The following is a 15,799-nucleotide window of genomic DNA, read 5'->3' on the forward strand; positions in this document are numbered from 1 at the left end:
TTTATGCCAGCAACAAAACAAAAAAAAGTCGTTCAAGCTAGAGTTGAAAGTGAAGTTAAAGAACAGGCTAATGCCATCTTTAAAAGTCTGGGAATTGATGCCTCAACGGCGATTAACATCTATTATCATCAAGTTGTTATCAATGGCGGCTTACCTTTTCTCGTACAAAAAAAAGAGGTTGATCCTCAATTAGAAAAAGCTATGGTTAAAGCTCAGGCTGAAGAGTTGGGGCTGATCCGAGATGATGCTTTAAATTTAACTAAAGAACAAAGGCGTCAGCGTTGGGCTTGATCGATGTATGAGATCAAAATCGAAGACCATTTCGATAAGCAGATGAGCAGTTTAAATAAGCTGACGCCCTATGGAGATAAAAGAAATGAAGAAGTGCGCGAGGAAATTCTAGATAGTATTGATATTTTAGAGGATCAAGGTTTTTTGCCGGACAGCTATCGGGATCACATTTTAACTGATCGGCCCTGGACCGGTTTTCATGAATACCATATCCTTGATGATCTTTTAGTCATTTATTACAAAGTAGAGAAGAAAAAGCGTATTCGAATGATTGCGATCACCAACCACGACCAGTTGAGAACTGGAAAAAGACAATAGTTCAAACGTTTAGATAGACCAGCTTGATTTAATTCCAAGCTGGTTTTTATATACGTTTTTTTAAAAGCTGTGTACAAAACAGCTTTTTATGTTAGTTTAAACAAGAACATATGTTCGTGTTTAATTTATGAAAGGAATTGATATGATTCAGATTGAAAATTGGCAAGGCATTAACGGCAAGCTCGTTCATGATGATCAAAAGGCGATTGTGGTGGATGATGACCAAGATTTATCTGACCAAAAAGCTTTACAAATGCGTTTGGAAAGTGATGGACTGCCAATTGATAAAGTCCGGCAAGCCATGATCAAGAAGACGGTTAAACGACAGTTAAAAATCGAGCCATTAAAACTTAGTGGTTGGTTTAATCGTCATCAAGATAACAAGAATGCTAAGAAGGCCGAAAAGCTGACGAGCAATAAAGCCACTCATCAATATAAGCAGATCAAAAATGAAATGACCTTTTTCGGTGAAAGCTTTTTAGAAGGCTTTTTAGGCTTCTATCGTTTAGAAGTCGATAACGCTTTAGGTCGATACGAACATCACTTACATGTCTTGGAAACTCAAGAACTCGGTCAGTCAGAAAAAGAATATTACCTCGCCACTAACCAGAACGGACGTGTAAAACTAGCAACCGAACCTTTACCTAGTCAGCAAATTGCCGAAGAGCAGCTGAACCAATTCTATAAGCGTGAACCCGAGCAAACGCAAGCAGAAAAAGTTCAATTAAGGTCACAAGATGAACAAGACGATGGAAAGGAGGAATAAATATGAAGCTTAACAAAGTAAAAGCCTTAACAATCAGTGGAGTAACAGCAGGCTATTTAGCATTGATGAACGCCCAAGTCGCTTTTGCCGCAGACGGTGGCGAAGTTAAAAGCAAGCTAACCAGTGCTGGGAAGACCATTCAAGGGATTCTAACCGGCTTGGTGGTATTAGTCGGAATCTGTGTGGCGTTATTTATCATCATTAAACGCATGCCGGACGCTGACGACCCAAGAGAAAAGTCCGAAGTCTACCACGCCGTTGGCCGGGTGGCCGGTTTAGTTGCCCTAGCTGCGGCCATTATCTGGATTCTGCCTTGGGTTTACAGCCTGTTTACTTAATTAAAGAAAGGAAGCCTGCCAAATGAAAAAGGGTAAAGAGTTTATCTTTCCGGAAAACGTCGATAAAGATTATGGCGTTTGGAAAGACTACACCTTAAGAGATTTTGGCATAGCGGGACTGGCTGGACTAATGGGATTGATTTTTATTGCAATCCCGCCCTATGGGTTAATTTTAGTTCTGATAAAAATAGTGATTGTTGTCTTAGCCATGACCATTGTCATGGCTATTTTAACAATCAGACCGGTGTCAGCCCGCAAGAATATTAAAGTGCGTGACAACTTTAATTTAAAACGTCGCTATGCCAATAGTCAGAAATTATTTTATTTAAAAGCAAAGAAGCGAGGTGAATTAAATGCGTTTAAAGCAGATCAGCAAAAATAACCCAGCTAAATTAGATTGGGACTACCAGCCACCCAAAATTAACGGCGGAAAAGAGACCATTGATGATATGAGCTTGGTGGTGGGCATGTATGGCAACTACCAAGTGACCAAGACCGGTAATTTAGTCGGGATTTTGGAAATCAGTGGCATTAACCTTGACCTGCTAAATGACACGGAACAACAAGATGTCTTTGAAGACTATGGGGCATTTTTAATGAGTACCTTAGGTGAAGGCGTTGATGACACGTTACAGTTTGTTGAACCAACGATTCCCGTCAACATGACGGCTTATCTCAACGGTCTCAAACGGCGGTATCTCGCCTTACAAAAAAACCACCCGGAGCAACAGTTCAAAATCCAGCTCATAGCCAGTTACTTGGATCACTTTACAAAGGTTCAAGAATCCAAAAACATGACGACCAAGCAACATCTATTGATCGTTAAGGTACCGATTAAGGATAAATCTGTTAAGAGCTTAAACCTAGCAGTCAGCCATTTAGACGAGAAAATCGAACAAGTTAAACGAGACATTGAAAATGCCTTAACCGATTTTGAGGTGATGGCCAAAGTTTTGACCAGCCAAGAAGTCCAAGAGATTTTAAAGAACCTGATTAATTTTAACGGATAAGGGGAAATAGTATGAATTTTTCTGATAAGGTCATTAATTTATTCATGCCGACTAAAAAAGAAAATAACCAAGCTAGTGGTGTCACAGCCGGTCGCCAACTTAAACCGGAGGTTGAAGATTTTACCAAGCTGATCGATCGCGATAGCCTGCATGCACTGTTTCCCTTTAGTTGGGAACAATACCCCACCTATGTCCAATCCGGCGAGAACTTTATTCGGGTGTTAGCGATTGCCGACTATCCTAAGCGGGTGTACGGCAACTGGTTATCAGAATTAAAGCGCAAAAAAGGCGTCATCGATATAGTGCAATATATCGACAGCGCCAGCAACAATTCCATGATTACCTATTACAAGAAGACGATTCAAAATAAGGAAGCTCAGAAGCTTAACACCTTTGATCCATATAAAAAGAAGATTCTGCAAAATTATATTGATTCGGCCAACATGCAACTAGATCAATACCTCGATAACGCTACCACATTTGTGTACCAACATATGCTGGTTTATCTGCGGGCTAACAGTTTAGCGGAACTAGAAGATTTAAGCGAAAACGTGAAAAATACGTTGATTAAGTTACAGATGAAGCCCCTAGTGCCCGTTAAAGCAACCTTTCAAGCTTTCTGGTCAACCATACCGATTAACGAGAACCTGATGGGGGATTACACCTATAAAGAAAGTAATACTGAAGTCGCTAGTAGCATGTTTCCCTTTGATGACGCCGAGATTTTGGACTTAAAGCCTAGAAGCGATATTGAAGGGGTTAACAAAGACACCAACAGCCTAATTGCCGTAGATATGTTGGACCGCAACAAGACGCTAAATCAAAATCAAGTGATTATCGGAACTTCCGGGGTGGGCAAGACGACCTATATGATCCAGAAAATCCTACGCTACGCCATTCAAGACTATCAACTCTACATTATTGACCCAGAAAACGAATATACCAAGATTGTTGAAGCCCTGGGTGGGGCAGTCTTGCACTTAACCTCGAATGCTAAGTACAAAATTAACCCGCTCCAAATTTTTTCCGAAGAAATCTTAAGCGCCGATGAAGCGGTCACGAACCTTGATTTACTAGTTAAAGATAAAATTCAGCGATTAAAGGGGTTCTTTGAAGTCCTTAAAACTGGGATTACCCAAGTTGAGTTGGCAATTCTTGATGATGTCGTTAAACAGGCCTACGTCAACAGTGGTGTTTTGAAATATAGCCGCTTAAAAGAAATTAAAGACGATCAGTGGCCGACCTTATCCAATGTTTATGACGAGTTGGAAAAACTGGCTGATAAGGACGCCGACAAGTTCAATCGGGTTAAAGACTTCTACTATATTTTAGGCAGTTATACCCATGGCTCTAACAGCCTATTTGACGGCCACACCAACGTTAACTTAAAAGGGAAAATCATTTCCTTTGATTTAAAACCATTACAAAGTGAACAGGAAGTCCAATCAGCGGCCTATCTGAATACTTTTCAGTATCTATGGGACGAAATTACCAAAGATCGGCATAGCCGCAAGAAATTGTTTGTTGATGAATTTCACTTTTTGACTTTGCACAAAGCGGCTGCCACCTTTTTCCATCAAGCGTACAAGCGATTTAGAAAATACAATGCTGGGGCGATTGCCGGAACGCAGCAAATTCAAGATGTGATCGAAGGAACGACTGATACCGGTCAAAACATAGGTGAAGCTATTATCGGTAACTCCTACACGAAAGTCTTTTTCGGATTAGATGGTAAAGGGGTCGATGACGTGATTACCAAACTACGCATGACCTTTTCGGATAAGGAAAAGAAGTTATTAGAACGTCGTAGACAAGGCGAAGCCCTGATGATCTATGGTAGCCAACGCGCCTTTATGCGTGTCGAGTTGACCGAAGAAGAACTACGGCTAATTGACCCAGAAGCTTACCAAGAAAAATATCACCGTGAGACAACCATTCAACCGGATTATCAAAAGCGCGTGGTCTTAACACCTAGTGAGATTGACGCTTTAACTACCACCGAGGAGGAAGGCGGGACTTTAAATGAGTAAAGCAAAGCAATTATTGAATATCGAGGTTGGCACCTTTAAACGGCAAGGCAACAAGTTAATTCTCGAACTCAATCATAATCAGTTTAGGTACGACCAATTAAGTGAGCTAAACGAATTAAAGCAAACTGACGCCAATTTCTTGCAGTTAGTCAACTTGGTTGAACAAGACCAAAAGGTTGTCTTAACCTATGCCTTACCGGATAGGGTTAAATCATTAAAGGAATTGCCACAGGAAAATAAGGCGATCCGTTCAGCGATTGCCAAGGAAATCATGGCGCAAAAGGTGGTTAATGATAGCCAGTATCACGTTGCGTTGAACCCAGCTAACCTGTGGTATTACCCCATGCAACATGTTTGGTACGCCTACCGGGCCAATGAACTCATGCCTTATGATGACAAGCATAGCAATTTAGCCAAATACAAAGCGCTGATTCTGTTTTGCTTGACGGGGACGCCCTATGAACGGCTACTAAGCAATCCCCAAGAAGCCTTGGCCAAACACCCGGACGACTATTTACAACAAGTAGCTAAAGCTACGTCGTTAAATGAGTTAACGGAAGTGGTTAACGGCATTGAGGACTTTGTGAGCTATCACGAATGGCAGGAAGTTGAAACGGCCCAGCAGAAAACCAAACAACGTTTATGGTTGAGTATGGCCGGGGTGGCGATTGTGGCCGTTTTGGCCGTCGGCTTAGTCCATAAAAGTGACGAACGGCAGTATCAAAGCTTAGCTAACCGGAACCAAGCGCAGGTCACGCGATTAAAATATAGCGGTCAAATTCAGACCGCTTTAAATGATCAAAAGTGGTCGGAAGCGCAAAAAGATATGAAACGGGCCGGCTATCCTTTAACTAAGCAAGTCAGTGTCTTTTTAAAGCACGGTCGATACCAGCAAGCCTTAAACGTTGACCCAAGTCAGTTGAACAAGGTTGTTAATGCGGCTTATACCAACCAAGATAGCAGTCAAGTGGCCGATTGGCAGTTACCAACTAAGGCGACGAGCAAGCAAAAAGACCAGTTGAAGCTTGAAAAAGCGATTGTTAATTACGATACCAATACGCTTAATAACCAATTATCCTTTACGACGAACGCTGATGTTTTATTGAGAATGGGACAAGCTTTCCTCGCCCATAATGATACGCAAGACGCCCAGACTGTCCAAACCAAGTTAGCCGGCGTGAACAGTCCTAAAGCTAAGTATTTAAAAGCCTTGTTAAGTCTCAATGCCGCTAAGAACGAAGTGAGCGACGCCCAAAAGAAGTTAGATGACGCCAACAAGATTGATGGCAGTAAAGATAAGGACAAAGACAAGAAGGTGGATTCGGCTAAGTCGGACTTAAAGAACGCGCAGAGTGACCAATCAGCAGCGCAAAAACAAGTCGATCAGGCCAAGCACAAAGTGGGTGATTAAATGCAAGTACTGTCTTTCGAATATAAGAAAAAGAAGTGGAAGTTGATTGCTTATATTGTGGGCGGCGCCCTTCTGCTAATCATCTTGCTGATCGCCGCGATTACTGGTCAGCTACAAGAAAACAGTTGTGATAACTCAACCACCATAGAGACGCAATTAGATAGTAAGAGCATGACAGAAAATGCCAAAAATATCTATGCGCACTGGAAACAGAAGTATGGTGCAACGCCACAAGCGGCAGCTGGTATCTTGGGCGTCTTACAACTAGAAAGTCGGCTTGATCCCAAGTCCGTTAATTCCAGTTCCGGGGCCACGGGCTTAGCCCAGTGGTTAGGCGGCCGTAAAGATAAGTTGGAGGACTTAGCCCACAAAGAAAACAAACCAGCGACCAATCTCGGGGTTCAGTTGGACTATCTCGATCAAGAATTGAACAGTAGTTACTATGCGTCAAACAAGCAGATCTTTAAATATACGGACGTGCACAAAGCGACGAAAGCCTGGTTAATGGATTATGAAGGCATGAGCAAAAACCCGGAACAATGGTATTTAAGCCAAAGATACGGTTATGCCGATCATTGGTATTCCGTGTTCGGGGCGAGTGATCCCGTGGCCGGTAATACGTTAGACAATGCGAGTTCCGGCGATCTGACCGAGTTAGGTTGTGATAGTGACCCGAGCTATTCCGGTGGTAGTATCGTCAAAAACGCAGAAAGTATGAAAGGCGATTTCTACTATGTTCAAACCCACCCCGGCCCCGATTTAGGTAGCGATTTAAAGAATCCTAACAAAACCGGTGGGACAGATTGTTCAGGCTTTGTCTGGTTAGCGCTTAATAAAGCTGGTTACAAGGTACCGGCCAACATGGGCTGGTTTACCGGCACGATGGCCAGTGACGCCAAAGGCAGCCATCAATATCTGAAACAGATCAGTGAAAATGATGCGAAAGCCGGCGATATTGTGATTGTTAATCAAGGTGCGGGAGCCGGAAACAACGGTCACACTGCCATTCTGCTAGATAAATGGCAAGGTAAAGCCACCAAGATTATTGAGCAAGGTGGTACGGGTGATAAAGTTAACGAAAGCACTTTTGGCACCGCTTTTTATAGTTTATTGAACGGTAGCGATGTAACGTTAGCCCGGCCAATCAAGAAGTAAGGAGGGAAAACAAATGAAGCGGAGCATGGTTTTAAGTGTGGTGATTGGCAGCTTGATCTTAGTTATGTCATTAGGGGCAAATGCCTATCAACATAGCCAAGTTAAGCAGGCGCAACAGCAAATCGGCCGCTTACAAGAACAAAAGCGCCAAGTTAGCCGGCAACTGGCTCAAAGCCAGCAGCAAAAGCGGTTATTGAGCACCCAAATTGGCAGTTATAAGACCTACCAAAATAATAAGGACAAAAGTCCGGCTGAACTTAGTTTTAATACGGTAGTCACCAAGTTCTTTAACGTTATGAATAACTTTGAGCCAAAAAGCTATGGTCAGCGCAAAGACGGTGTTAAAAACTTGATTGCCGATAAACTCTACCAGCAATACTTTTCCAATAAAGGCACTTACGGCGATAGTAATAGTGTTTCAGCCAAATTAGATCAGCTGAATCTGTATACGCAAAGTAAGCAGGGGCAAAACATGAAAGGTTTGGCGGTTATTAGCTACCAAAGCAAGAGTGGTGACAACGACTGGCAAAAGGCGACGGTGCTCTATCAAGTGACCTTTGATACCACCACAAATAAGATCACTGCGGTCCAAAATTTAGGTAGTAGCTTTAAAGCCAGTGACCTTAATTAAACGCGTTGGCAAAGCCCTAGCAGTAATCGTGGTGGTTTTAGCCGTTAGCGGGTTTGCTGGTCATCAATATGTCAATCACGTAGAAAAGCAGCGATCAATCGTGACGCTGGCTAAGCATTCTGATAAAGTTCTGTTTTTTTACCGTGATGATTGCCCGGATTGCCAATCGATCTTTCATCAGATTTATTGGCACAACGTCATTAGTCACAACATTGTTTTTATCAACATGAATCAACCGCAGAATCGCCATTACATTCAAAAATATCAATTAACGTCAGTACCAACCTTGATTCATGGCAAGCAACGATACTCCGGAACCAACCAACAAAAGATTAAACAGATCGTAGGTGATTAGATGAAAAGTAAACTCTTAAATGTCGTTAAAGTTAGTTGGCCGTATCTACTAACGCTAATCATTGGCTTGTATTTAGCGGAGATCTTAGCTGGAGCTGTCATGGCCTTGTCCCGTTATAAGCTAACCTTTGCGGATCATATGCCAACCGTATTAAAAAAATTAGCTTTACACCCCTGGCATTATTACAACTTATATTTAGGCCAAAAGAACCCGGTATTAATTATTGTCAGTGTCGCCGTGATCCTGTATACCATCTATTTTGCTTTGAAACGCAACAGCAAGCATAAGGCTTGGCAAACCGCCGACACAGATACACACGGTAGTGCGACCTGGGGCAATCTTAAAGACCTTATGGAACATTTCTTTAGAATCAGTCAAAAAGATTTAACGCGAAACTTCAATCAAGCAACCGATACTAATGTTTTAAACTCTTTGATCGAGCGAGAAAGTAAATCCAAGACAGATAAAAAATAAGGAGGCAATCCCTATGAATGGCACGATTTTAGGAATCGTTGATAAACAAATTATTTATCAAAACAACAGCACCAAACCCAACCGAAATGTATTTGTTGTCGGCGGGCCCGGATCTTACAAGACCCAATCAGTTGTTATCACTAATCTTTTTAACGAAACGCAAAACAGTATTGTTGTGACCGACCCCAAAGGAGAACTTTACGAAAAGACCGCAGGCGTAAAGTTAGCCCAGGGTTATCAAGTTCATGTCGTCAATTTTGCCAACATGATCCACTCTGATCGCTACAATCCTTTTGATTATATCGAGCGCAATATTCAAGCCGAAACTGTGGCCACCAAGATCGTCCAAAGTGAAAATGCAGAAGGTAAGAAAGATGTTTGGTTCAGTACTCAACGTCAACTTTTGAAGGCGCTAATTCTGTTTGTCATGAACCACCGGTCACCAGAACAACGAAATTTGGCGGGTGTAACGCAAGTCTTGCAAGAAAATGATGTGGAAGCCGAAGAAAAGGGCGCCGATAGTCCGTTAGATAGCTTGTTTCTTGATCTAACCATGTCTGATTCAGCGAGACGCGCTTATGAATTAGGTTTCAAAAAGGCCAAAGGGGAAATGAAAGCCAGTATTATTGAAAGCTTGTTGGCGACCATTTCGAAGTTTGTCGATCAAGAAGTGGCCGATTTTACCAGCTTTTCGGATTTTGATTTAAAAGAAATTGGCAAAGCCAAAGCTGTCCTGTATGTGATTATTCCCGTCATGGATAGTACTTATGAAAGCTTCATCAATCTGTTTTTCTCACAATTATTTGATGAGTTATACAAACTAGCCGCTGATCATCACGCTAAATTACCCCATCAAGTCGACTTTATCCTTGATGAATTTGTTAATTTAGGGAAGTTTCCGAAGTATGAAGAGTTCCTAGCAACTTGTCGCGGCTACGGCATTGGCGTGACGACCATTTGCCAGACCTTAACCCAGTTGCAAGCTCTGTACGGTAAGGATAAAGCCGAAAGTATCTTAGGAAACCACGCCGTTAAAATCTGTTTGAACGCTGCTAATGACGTTACCGCTAAATACTTTAGTGATCTGTTAGGAAAATCGACCGTGAAAGTCGAAACCGGTAGTGAAAGTACCAGCCATAGTAAGGAAGAAAGTCATACCAAAAGTGATAGTTACAGCTATACAAGTAGATCTTTAATGACCCCTGATGAAATCATGCGCATGCCCGAAGAGCAGAGCTTATTGATCTTTAGCAATTCGCGTCCAGTTAAAGCAACAAAAGCTTTTCAATTTAAGTTATTTCCGGGAGCCGATCATTTGGTCAATTTATCGCAGAATGATTATCAAGGCCAAGCCGAAGCCAGTCAAGAAACCAAATTCTAGGATAAAGTAAACAAATGGAATCAAATAGTTAAAGCTCAAAAAGACGTCCGCAAAGCAGACGAAGCCAGTAGCAAAGAAGAAGAAACGTTGCAAGATAATATGGATCAAGATTTAAAAATAAGACATAAAAAGATGTTAGGTTAATGATCAAAAAAAGGAGGTTGAACTATGAAAAGTCTTTATTTTCACCCAGTTATGGCAAGTTTTTTAGGTGATAAAATTTCAGAAGCAATTAATGAATGGCTTAAGAATTTTTTTACATCTATTATGAATTTTATGACTTCTGGCTGTCGCGCTGTCTTTGATCAAATTGGCCAACACGAAGCCGTATTAGATCAATGGTATGCAATCTTTCTTACTTTTGCGACGTCCCTAGTAGTTGTAGTTGTCTTAGGGAGAATCATTGGAACTTTGCTGAAAGAAGCAGATGAAAGCACTGATGTTACCTGGGCAAATATTGTGATGGACAGCCTTAAATCAGCCGCTGCCATTCCTGTCATGGTCTTTTTACAAGGATTTTTACTGAAAGCAATTGTTTTTCCGTTAGGAAAATTTATGTTTTCAATGAATAGCAAATATACAGCTTCAACGATCACGGGTTCAAAAAATATAGCCGGCACATTAGCTATTGGATCGGTTATGTCACTAATACTATTAGGTTTCTTCGCAATTGTGACCGTGTTCTTCTTCTTTAAAATGTGCATTTTTATGGCAGATATGGCCTGGTTTTATTTAACTATCCCCTTTGCAGCAATCAGTATAGCAACCGAAACATGGGATTACAGTGGCATCTGGTGGAAAAAATTAATCTACCTAAACGCGTCCATGCTATCGCAAGTTTTGTCAATGACATTATGCGTTTGGGGAGTTACCCATTGGGTTAGCAACGGAATTGGAGCTTTTGCCTTATCAATTGGTATGGGTTGGCTTGTATTGCATACACCAAAAGCCATTGAGGATTTTTGGAGTTCGACTGGTGCTACTAAAGGCGGTTTAACAGGTGCTATGAGAATGCTTAAAAATAGAATGAAGCATTAGCTAAAAAAGGGGCGTACTTTATGAAGTGGCGAGAAAAAGTGAAAATGAAATGGCGAATTGATTCACGTATCAACGTTTATAAAGGAAATCCGATTGAACACTTAATTCTTTGCTATCTGTATCGATTGATGGAATGGTTCGTCATTGTTATGGTGGCTTTACTGATTCTATATGAAGTTTTGGCTAACCAATGGATCGGAACAATTATTTCGCTTGTAGGTGGCGGGGGTTTAGCCATAATGCTAAAAAGCGGAACCAAAAGTGAATACAAAGCATACAAAGATTGTCTAAAGGAGCGCCGGCAAGTTTATGAACAGATTAGACAAGAAGATATTCAAGAACTTAGAAAACAAGCTTGGTTGAATGGTGTAAACCAAGGAAAAGCAGAATTAAAACAAAAACTGAATCATAAGGAGGAATGATTATGACAACAGTTATTTTGTCCGAAAAACCTAGTCAAGCTAGATCGTATGTAGAAGCATTTAAAAATAGTACAAAAAAACAGGGCTACTATACGGTTAGCGACCCTGTTCTACCCAAAGACACAATTGTCACATACGGCTTCGGTCATTTAGTCGAATTAGCAACACCGGAAAAATACGATCCAAAATACAAGCAATGGGCGTTATCTAATTTACCGATTTTTCCCGAAAAATACAAGTTTGAAGTGTCAGCTAGTAAAAAAGCGCAATTCAAGATCGTCAAAGATCTGTTAACAAAAGCAGATACTGTAATCGTGGCCACCGATAGCGATCGTGAGGGCGAAAACATTGCCTGGTCGATCATGACCCAAGCCAAAATCAATTTGAAAAGTAAAACGATCAAACGATTATGGATCAACTCACTGGAAAAAGACGCGATCCTGGATGGGTTTAAAAACTTAAAAGACGGTTGGAAATACTATCCAGCTTATAAAGAAGCTCAAACCAGACAAATCAGTGATTGGTTAGTCGGTATGAATGGCAGTCCTCTATATACCTTGCTATTAAGACAAAGTGGAATTCGTGGGGTCTATTCAATCGGTCGCGTGCAGACGCCAACTTTGTATATGGTTTATCAAAGAGATCAGGCAATCAAAAACTTTAAACCAGAGCCGTATTTTGAACTAAATGCAGAAATTTTAACCAAGCGGCAAAAATTCGAGGCTAAATTAGACCCTTATCAGCGATTTAAAAACAAATCAGAAGTAAATACATTCATGGCAGATAAACACCTTGAGACGGGCTTACAGAGCGGTTTAATCAAGGACGTTCAAAAACAGAGCAAAAAAAGCGCTAGTCCTAGACTTTTTTCGCTTTCTAGTTTGCAAAGTGCAATCAACAAGCAATATCACGCTAGCGCCAGTCAAGTTTTACAAGCCGTCCAAAGTTTGTACGAAACAAAATTACTCACTTATCCAAGAACCGATTGTAACTATATTACCGGTCAAGAATTCAATTATTTAGTTCCTAATCTATCAAGGTATCTTGGTTTAGTATCTCAAGAAGTATCTTTAAATAATAAAGAACCCAACAAACGATATGTAAATGGCAAAAAAGTTCAAGAGCACCACGCCATTATCATGACTAAAGTAATTCCAAACAAAGAAAAATTACTAGCTTTACCCAAATTACAGCAACAAGTCTATGACTTAGTTTTGAGAACAACGCTAGCCATGTTTGCTGATCCATATGAATATGAAGAAACAACGATCATCACACAAATTGGCCAAGCTAATTTCAAGACAACCGGAAATGTACCAACTAAACCAGGCTGGAAAGTTTTATTTGACGAGAACAAAGCCGAACAACAAGAAGCGGTAAGCTTACCGCAAGTTCAGCCAGGAGACCAAGTTCAAGCCAATCTGCAAACACCGCAAAAAGAAACGACACCTCCAGTATCATTTACCGAAGGTACATTAATAACGGCAATGAAGACCGCTGGTAAAACACTTGACGATGAAGAAGCTCAATCGATCTTAAAAGATGTTGAAGGGATCGGCACCGAAGCGACCAGAGCTAATGTATTAGAGGTATTGAAGAAGCGTGGTTATTTGGTTACTGAAAAAAATAAGCTGCACGTTAGCGAAGCTGGAATTACTTTATGTAAAGCAGTTGAGCTTGAACCATTACTGACGAGCCCAGAAATGACGGCAAAATGGGAAAAAGCGTTACAACAAATCAGTACCAATGAACGCACACAAGAAAACTTTTTAACTCAAATTAAAAAATTTGTTCAAAAAATAATCACAGATGTTCCCGAGCAGTTACAAAGTAGTAGTGAAATTCAGCAACAAGTCAGTCATCAGCAAGAAGCCCAAAAAGCCGAGGAAATATTTTTAGAAACGCCACAAGGAATTGTATTAAATAAACAAAAATTTTATATCATAAAACCCAAGCAAGGCGAAGAATTTACCCTACCCAAGAAATGGAGTAGTAAGACCCTTGGTAAAACCGCGATTAAAGCATTGATCACCAAAGGAGAAACTAGCAAATTAAAGGGTTTTAAGAGTAAAAAAGGGAAGGCGTTTGACGCCAAGTTAAAGCTTGATGGCCATAAATTAAGTTTTAACTTTGATTAGATTTTAACTACCGCCCTACACTGCGTTTCGGTTGGTGAACCCGTCATTTTGGTTCACTTTCAAAGACCGAAAATGAACCAAAACAACGAGTGTTGTTGGTAAAACAAAGGAGATTAAAATGGATAACGAATTAGAAGTATTGGCCAGTGAACTACCGATATTTAACGACAAACACGATTATAAATATTTATCCGAAATTGCCGGTAAAGGGAATTACATTCAAGTTGCCTGGCACAAAAAAGATCATGAATACTTAGCACTTTATGGTACGCAAGCAATTAAACTACCTCAAATTGATAATTCAGTCGATTTTATAGAGCAACAGGAGGTTAATCATGGCAAGCAAAGCTGAAACAGCCGCATGGAAAAAACAACTAGTTCACAAGGCTGAACAAGAAATTTTAAAGCTAACCGATAGCGAAAAATTTAAAAGTTATCTTGATACTTTAGCAAAATTCCACCATTATAGCCAAAGAAACATTAATCTTATCTATTACCAAAATCCTAAAGCGACCCAAGTTTTGGGTTTTAAGCAGTGGCAGACTGATTTTAACCGTACCGTTAATAAAGGCGAAAAAGGAATTAGAATTGCTGCCCCGATTATTAAAAAGCTCACGCCAGCAGACCAAAAGCGACTTAATACTACTAACGAGCAAGCAATTGTTGGTTATCGTTATCTGCCCGTCTTTGATGTATCGCAAACTAGTGGCGAACCAGTCCTAAGCTCTAAAGACTTTATCAAAGAAAACTTAGGCAATCATCAGAACGTGACGAGCCTGTATACCGCGTTCAAAGATTATTTAAACCAACAAACCGATCTTCAAGTCAGTGAAAAGAACTTGTCAGAGCTTAACGGGGCTAGAGGTTACTTTCAACCCAATACAAATGAAATCGTGATTGGTGCTGATGAACCCGACAATGCCCTGAAACTAAAGACCTTGTATCACGAATACGCGCATAGCCAGTTACATGGTTTAACTTCAGAATTTAAAGATCGTCCGCAAGCCTATCAAGAAACACAAGCCGAAGCAGTCGCATATGTGGCCATGCAAAATATCGGCGTTGATACCAGCAACTACTCCCTTGGTTATGTGGCCACCTGGGCAAAAGATAAGAATGTGATCCATAATGCTTTAAGTGAGATCCAGCAGATCAGCAATAAGGTAATTGAGCTTAGCGATGGTTTGACTAAACAGTTAGGCTTACAGGAAGCGCAAAAAGATCCTGAACATGATCTCAAAAAGCGATCAGCCCAGGAACTTAACAAATCGTATCAAGGCTTGCAACAACAAATTAAGCAAGCGACTGATCCCCAACAAAAATCAGAACTAAAAAACCAGTTAAACGATGTGCACCAAGAAATTAGTGATCGAACGCAAAAACAGTTGCAAGATTTTGTGAGGCAGAATCCAGAAATTAGACAAGCAGAACGGAATACAGGCGAAACACTAAAAAGATAGGAGATAGCTCACGCTGGCTGTATTGCGTTATTCATACAGGAAATCCGAGCTTGTATGACAATAATTTTTCAGCTCCAGGGGCTAATCTTGATGAACAGGTAATGAACCTAGTTCCAGATAGAAAGAATTCTGTAGTTGTAAAGACAATCGAGGGTCCAAGAGGACCTATATCAGAATTAGGCGGAGTGCGTATTGACACAGCACCTATTCATGGTGAGATTTCATTGTCTAGTTATAGGCCTAATCTCACACCCGGTTTCTTCATGTATATTAATTCTGATAATGGGTTACACAGAATCGCAAGATATAGGCATTACGTGGCTGCTGTAGACTCAGAGTATGCCCTTCAGGTATGGTCAAGAGCTGTTAATAAACTTGTAGAAAATAATATTGATTTCTCAGCAAAAATCTTATCCAATACAGGAAGCTATCCTCGAAATGATGCATTAGTCTTTTACAGTAGTGACGATGTACAAAGCGTTGAGGACACGTTGTTAAATATTTTGAAATCGAGTGATGCTCCTGAAGGTTCTGGTGCAAAGTTTACTCAGGGAGAGTGCATCCTGTATCATGAATTGAAA

The 15,799-nt window shown here is 40.7% G+C and carries 18 protein-coding genes and 1 pseudogene; all 19 read left to right on the top strand.

All coding sequences use genetic code 11. The features are described 5' to 3' along the window. Positions 1-3 precede the first annotated feature (3 nt). Entirely contained in the window at positions 4-291 is a 288-nt protein-coding gene (locus tag ABF487_RS08720; RefSeq protein ID WP_415635037.1) for a type II toxin-antitoxin system RelB/DinJ family antitoxin, read from the top strand. A gap of 3 nt (positions 292-294) precedes the next feature. Continuing rightward, positions 295-609, top strand: a complete 315-nt coding sequence (locus ABF487_RS08725) for a type II toxin-antitoxin system mRNA interferase toxin, RelE/StbE family (protein WP_415635038.1) — start codon at positions 295-297, stop codon at positions 607-609. Positions 610-754: 145 nt separating this feature from the next. Beyond that, positions 755-1,375 (top strand): hypothetical protein, encoded by a 621-nt coding sequence (locus tag ABF487_RS08730; protein ID WP_415635054.1) that lies wholly within the window; start codon positions 755-757, stop codon positions 1,373-1,375. 2 nt (positions 1,376-1,377) lie between these two features. Continuing rightward, complete coding sequence (locus tag ABF487_RS08735) at positions 1,378-1,713, top strand: CagC family type IV secretion system protein (protein WP_415635039.1); 336 nt, start codon at positions 1,378-1,380, stop codon at positions 1,711-1,713. Positions 1,714-1,735: 22 nt separating this feature from the next. Then, on the top strand, positions 1,736-2,095 hold the full coding sequence (locus tag ABF487_RS08740; protein WP_415635040.1) for a conjugal transfer protein: 360 nt from the start codon (positions 1,736-1,738) through the stop codon (positions 2,093-2,095). Then, on the top strand, positions 2,067-2,723 hold the full coding sequence (trsD, locus tag ABF487_RS08745; protein ID WP_415635041.1) for a TrsD/TraD family conjugative transfer protein: 657 nt from the start codon (positions 2,067-2,069) through the stop codon (positions 2,721-2,723). Before ABF487_RS08740 ends, trsD begins: the two co-directional genes overlap by 29 nt. Positions 2,724-2,734: 11 nt before the next feature. Continuing rightward, positions 2,735-4,753: a VirB4 family type IV secretion system protein gene (locus tag ABF487_RS08750; protein WP_415635042.1), complete on the top strand. Its 2,019-nt coding sequence runs from the start codon at positions 2,735-2,737 to the stop codon at positions 4,751-4,753. Next, positions 4,746-6,164: a type VII secretion protein EssB/YukC gene (locus ABF487_RS08755; protein ID WP_415573610.1), complete on the top strand. Its 1,419-nt coding sequence runs from the start codon at positions 4,746-4,748 to the stop codon at positions 6,162-6,164. Before ABF487_RS08750 ends, ABF487_RS08755 begins: the two co-directional genes overlap by 8 nt. Then, positions 6,165-7,319 carry a phage tail tip lysozyme gene (locus ABF487_RS08760; RefSeq protein WP_415635043.1) on the top strand — a complete coding sequence of 385 codons (1,155 nt, stop codon included), beginning with the start codon at positions 6,165-6,167 and terminating at the stop codon, positions 7,317-7,319. It begins immediately after the preceding gene. A 13-nt stretch (positions 7,320-7,332) separates the two neighbouring features. After that, the gene (locus ABF487_RS08765; protein WP_415635044.1) at positions 7,333-7,950 is read left to right on the top strand and encodes a hypothetical protein; all 618 of its coding nucleotides are present in this window, start codon (positions 7,333-7,335) and stop codon (positions 7,948-7,950) included. Next, on the top strand, positions 7,937-8,305 hold the full coding sequence (locus ABF487_RS08770; RefSeq protein WP_415635045.1) for a thioredoxin family protein: 369 nt from the start codon (positions 7,937-7,939) through the stop codon (positions 8,303-8,305). Before ABF487_RS08765 ends, ABF487_RS08770 begins: the two co-directional genes overlap by 14 nt. Then, positions 8,306-8,779: a conjugal transfer protein gene (locus ABF487_RS08775; RefSeq protein ID WP_415635046.1), complete on the top strand. Its 474-nt coding sequence runs from the start codon at positions 8,306-8,308 to the stop codon at positions 8,777-8,779. A gap of 13 nt (positions 8,780-8,792) precedes the next feature. After that, positions 8,793-10,157, top strand: a pseudogene (locus tag ABF487_RS08780) (VirD4-like conjugal transfer protein, CD1115 family); the annotation flags it as partial. 171 nt (positions 10,158-10,328) lie between these two features. Then, entirely contained in the window at positions 10,329-11,198 is an 870-nt protein-coding gene (locus ABF487_RS08785) for a conjugal transfer protein TrbL family protein (RefSeq protein ID WP_415635047.1), read from the top strand. 20 nt (positions 11,199-11,218) lie between these two features. After that, entirely contained in the window at positions 11,219-11,620 is a 402-nt protein-coding gene (locus tag ABF487_RS08790; protein ID WP_415635048.1) for a hypothetical protein, read from the top strand. A 2-nt stretch (positions 11,621-11,622) separates the two neighbouring features. Further along, the gene (gene topB, locus ABF487_RS08795; protein ID WP_415635049.1) at positions 11,623-13,758 is read left to right on the top strand and encodes a DNA topoisomerase III; all 2,136 of its coding nucleotides are present in this window, start codon (positions 11,623-11,625) and stop codon (positions 13,756-13,758) included. Positions 13,759-13,876: 118 nt separating this feature from the next. Further along, on the top strand, positions 13,877-14,110 hold the full coding sequence (locus tag ABF487_RS08800) for a hypothetical protein (protein WP_415635050.1): 234 nt from the start codon (positions 13,877-13,879) through the stop codon (positions 14,108-14,110). Continuing rightward, entirely contained in the window at positions 14,094-15,218 is a 1,125-nt protein-coding gene (locus tag ABF487_RS08805; RefSeq protein WP_415635051.1) for an ArdC-like ssDNA-binding domain-containing protein, read from the top strand. Before ABF487_RS08800 ends, ABF487_RS08805 begins: the two co-directional genes overlap by 17 nt. Positions 15,219-15,268: 50 nt before the next feature. Next, positions 15,269-15,799 (top strand): T3SS effector HopA1 family protein (locus ABF487_RS08810; protein ID WP_415635052.1); only part of this gene is annotated, 531 nt, incomplete at its 3' end.

The sequence above is a fragment of the Oenococcus sp. genome, from assembly GCF_047725585.1.
GTDB classification, from domain to species: Bacteria; Bacillota; Bacilli; order Lactobacillales; family Lactobacillaceae; genus Oenococcus; species Oenococcus kitaharae_A.

What these genes read in the sequence shown, in the direction of transcription:
- ABF487_RS08720 (WP_415635037.1), top strand. Translation starts at nt 4, where the DNA reads ATGCCAGCAACAAAACAAAAAAAAGTCGTTCAAGCTAGAGTTGAAAGT.
- ABF487_RS08725 (WP_415635038.1), top strand. Translation starts at nt 295, where the DNA reads ATGTATGAGATCAAAATCGAAGACCATTTCGATAAGCAGATGAGCAGT.
- ABF487_RS08735 (WP_415635039.1), top strand. Translation starts at nt 1,378, where the DNA reads ATGAAGCTTAACAAAGTAAAAGCCTTAACAATCAGTGGAGTAACAGCA.
- ABF487_RS08740 (WP_415635040.1), top strand. Translation starts at nt 1,736, where the DNA reads ATGAAAAAGGGTAAAGAGTTTATCTTTCCGGAAAACGTCGATAAAGAT.
- trsD (WP_415635041.1), top strand. Translation starts at nt 2,067, where the DNA reads ATGCGTTTAAAGCAGATCAGCAAAAATAACCCAGCTAAATTAGATTGG.
- ABF487_RS08750 (WP_415635042.1), top strand. Translation starts at nt 2,735, where the DNA reads ATGAATTTTTCTGATAAGGTCATTAATTTATTCATGCCGACTAAAAAA.
- ABF487_RS08755 (WP_415573610.1), top strand. Translation starts at nt 4,746, where the DNA reads ATGAGTAAAGCAAAGCAATTATTGAATATCGAGGTTGGCACCTTTAAA.
- ABF487_RS08760 (WP_415635043.1), top strand. Translation starts at nt 6,165, where the DNA reads ATGCAAGTACTGTCTTTCGAATATAAGAAAAAGAAGTGGAAGTTGATT.
- ABF487_RS08765 (WP_415635044.1), top strand. Translation starts at nt 7,333, where the DNA reads ATGAAGCGGAGCATGGTTTTAAGTGTGGTGATTGGCAGCTTGATCTTA.
- ABF487_RS08775 (WP_415635046.1), top strand. Translation starts at nt 8,306, where the DNA reads ATGAAAAGTAAACTCTTAAATGTCGTTAAAGTTAGTTGGCCGTATCTA.
- ABF487_RS08785 (WP_415635047.1), top strand. Translation starts at nt 10,329, where the DNA reads ATGAAAAGTCTTTATTTTCACCCAGTTATGGCAAGTTTTTTAGGTGAT.
- ABF487_RS08790 (WP_415635048.1), top strand. Translation starts at nt 11,219, where the DNA reads ATGAAGTGGCGAGAAAAAGTGAAAATGAAATGGCGAATTGATTCACGT.
- topB (WP_415635049.1), top strand. Translation starts at nt 11,623, where the DNA reads ATGACAACAGTTATTTTGTCCGAAAAACCTAGTCAAGCTAGATCGTAT.
- ABF487_RS08800 (WP_415635050.1), top strand. Translation starts at nt 13,877, where the DNA reads ATGGATAACGAATTAGAAGTATTGGCCAGTGAACTACCGATATTTAAC.
- ABF487_RS08805 (WP_415635051.1), top strand. Translation starts at nt 14,094, where the DNA reads ATGGCAAGCAAAGCTGAAACAGCCGCATGGAAAAAACAACTAGTTCAC.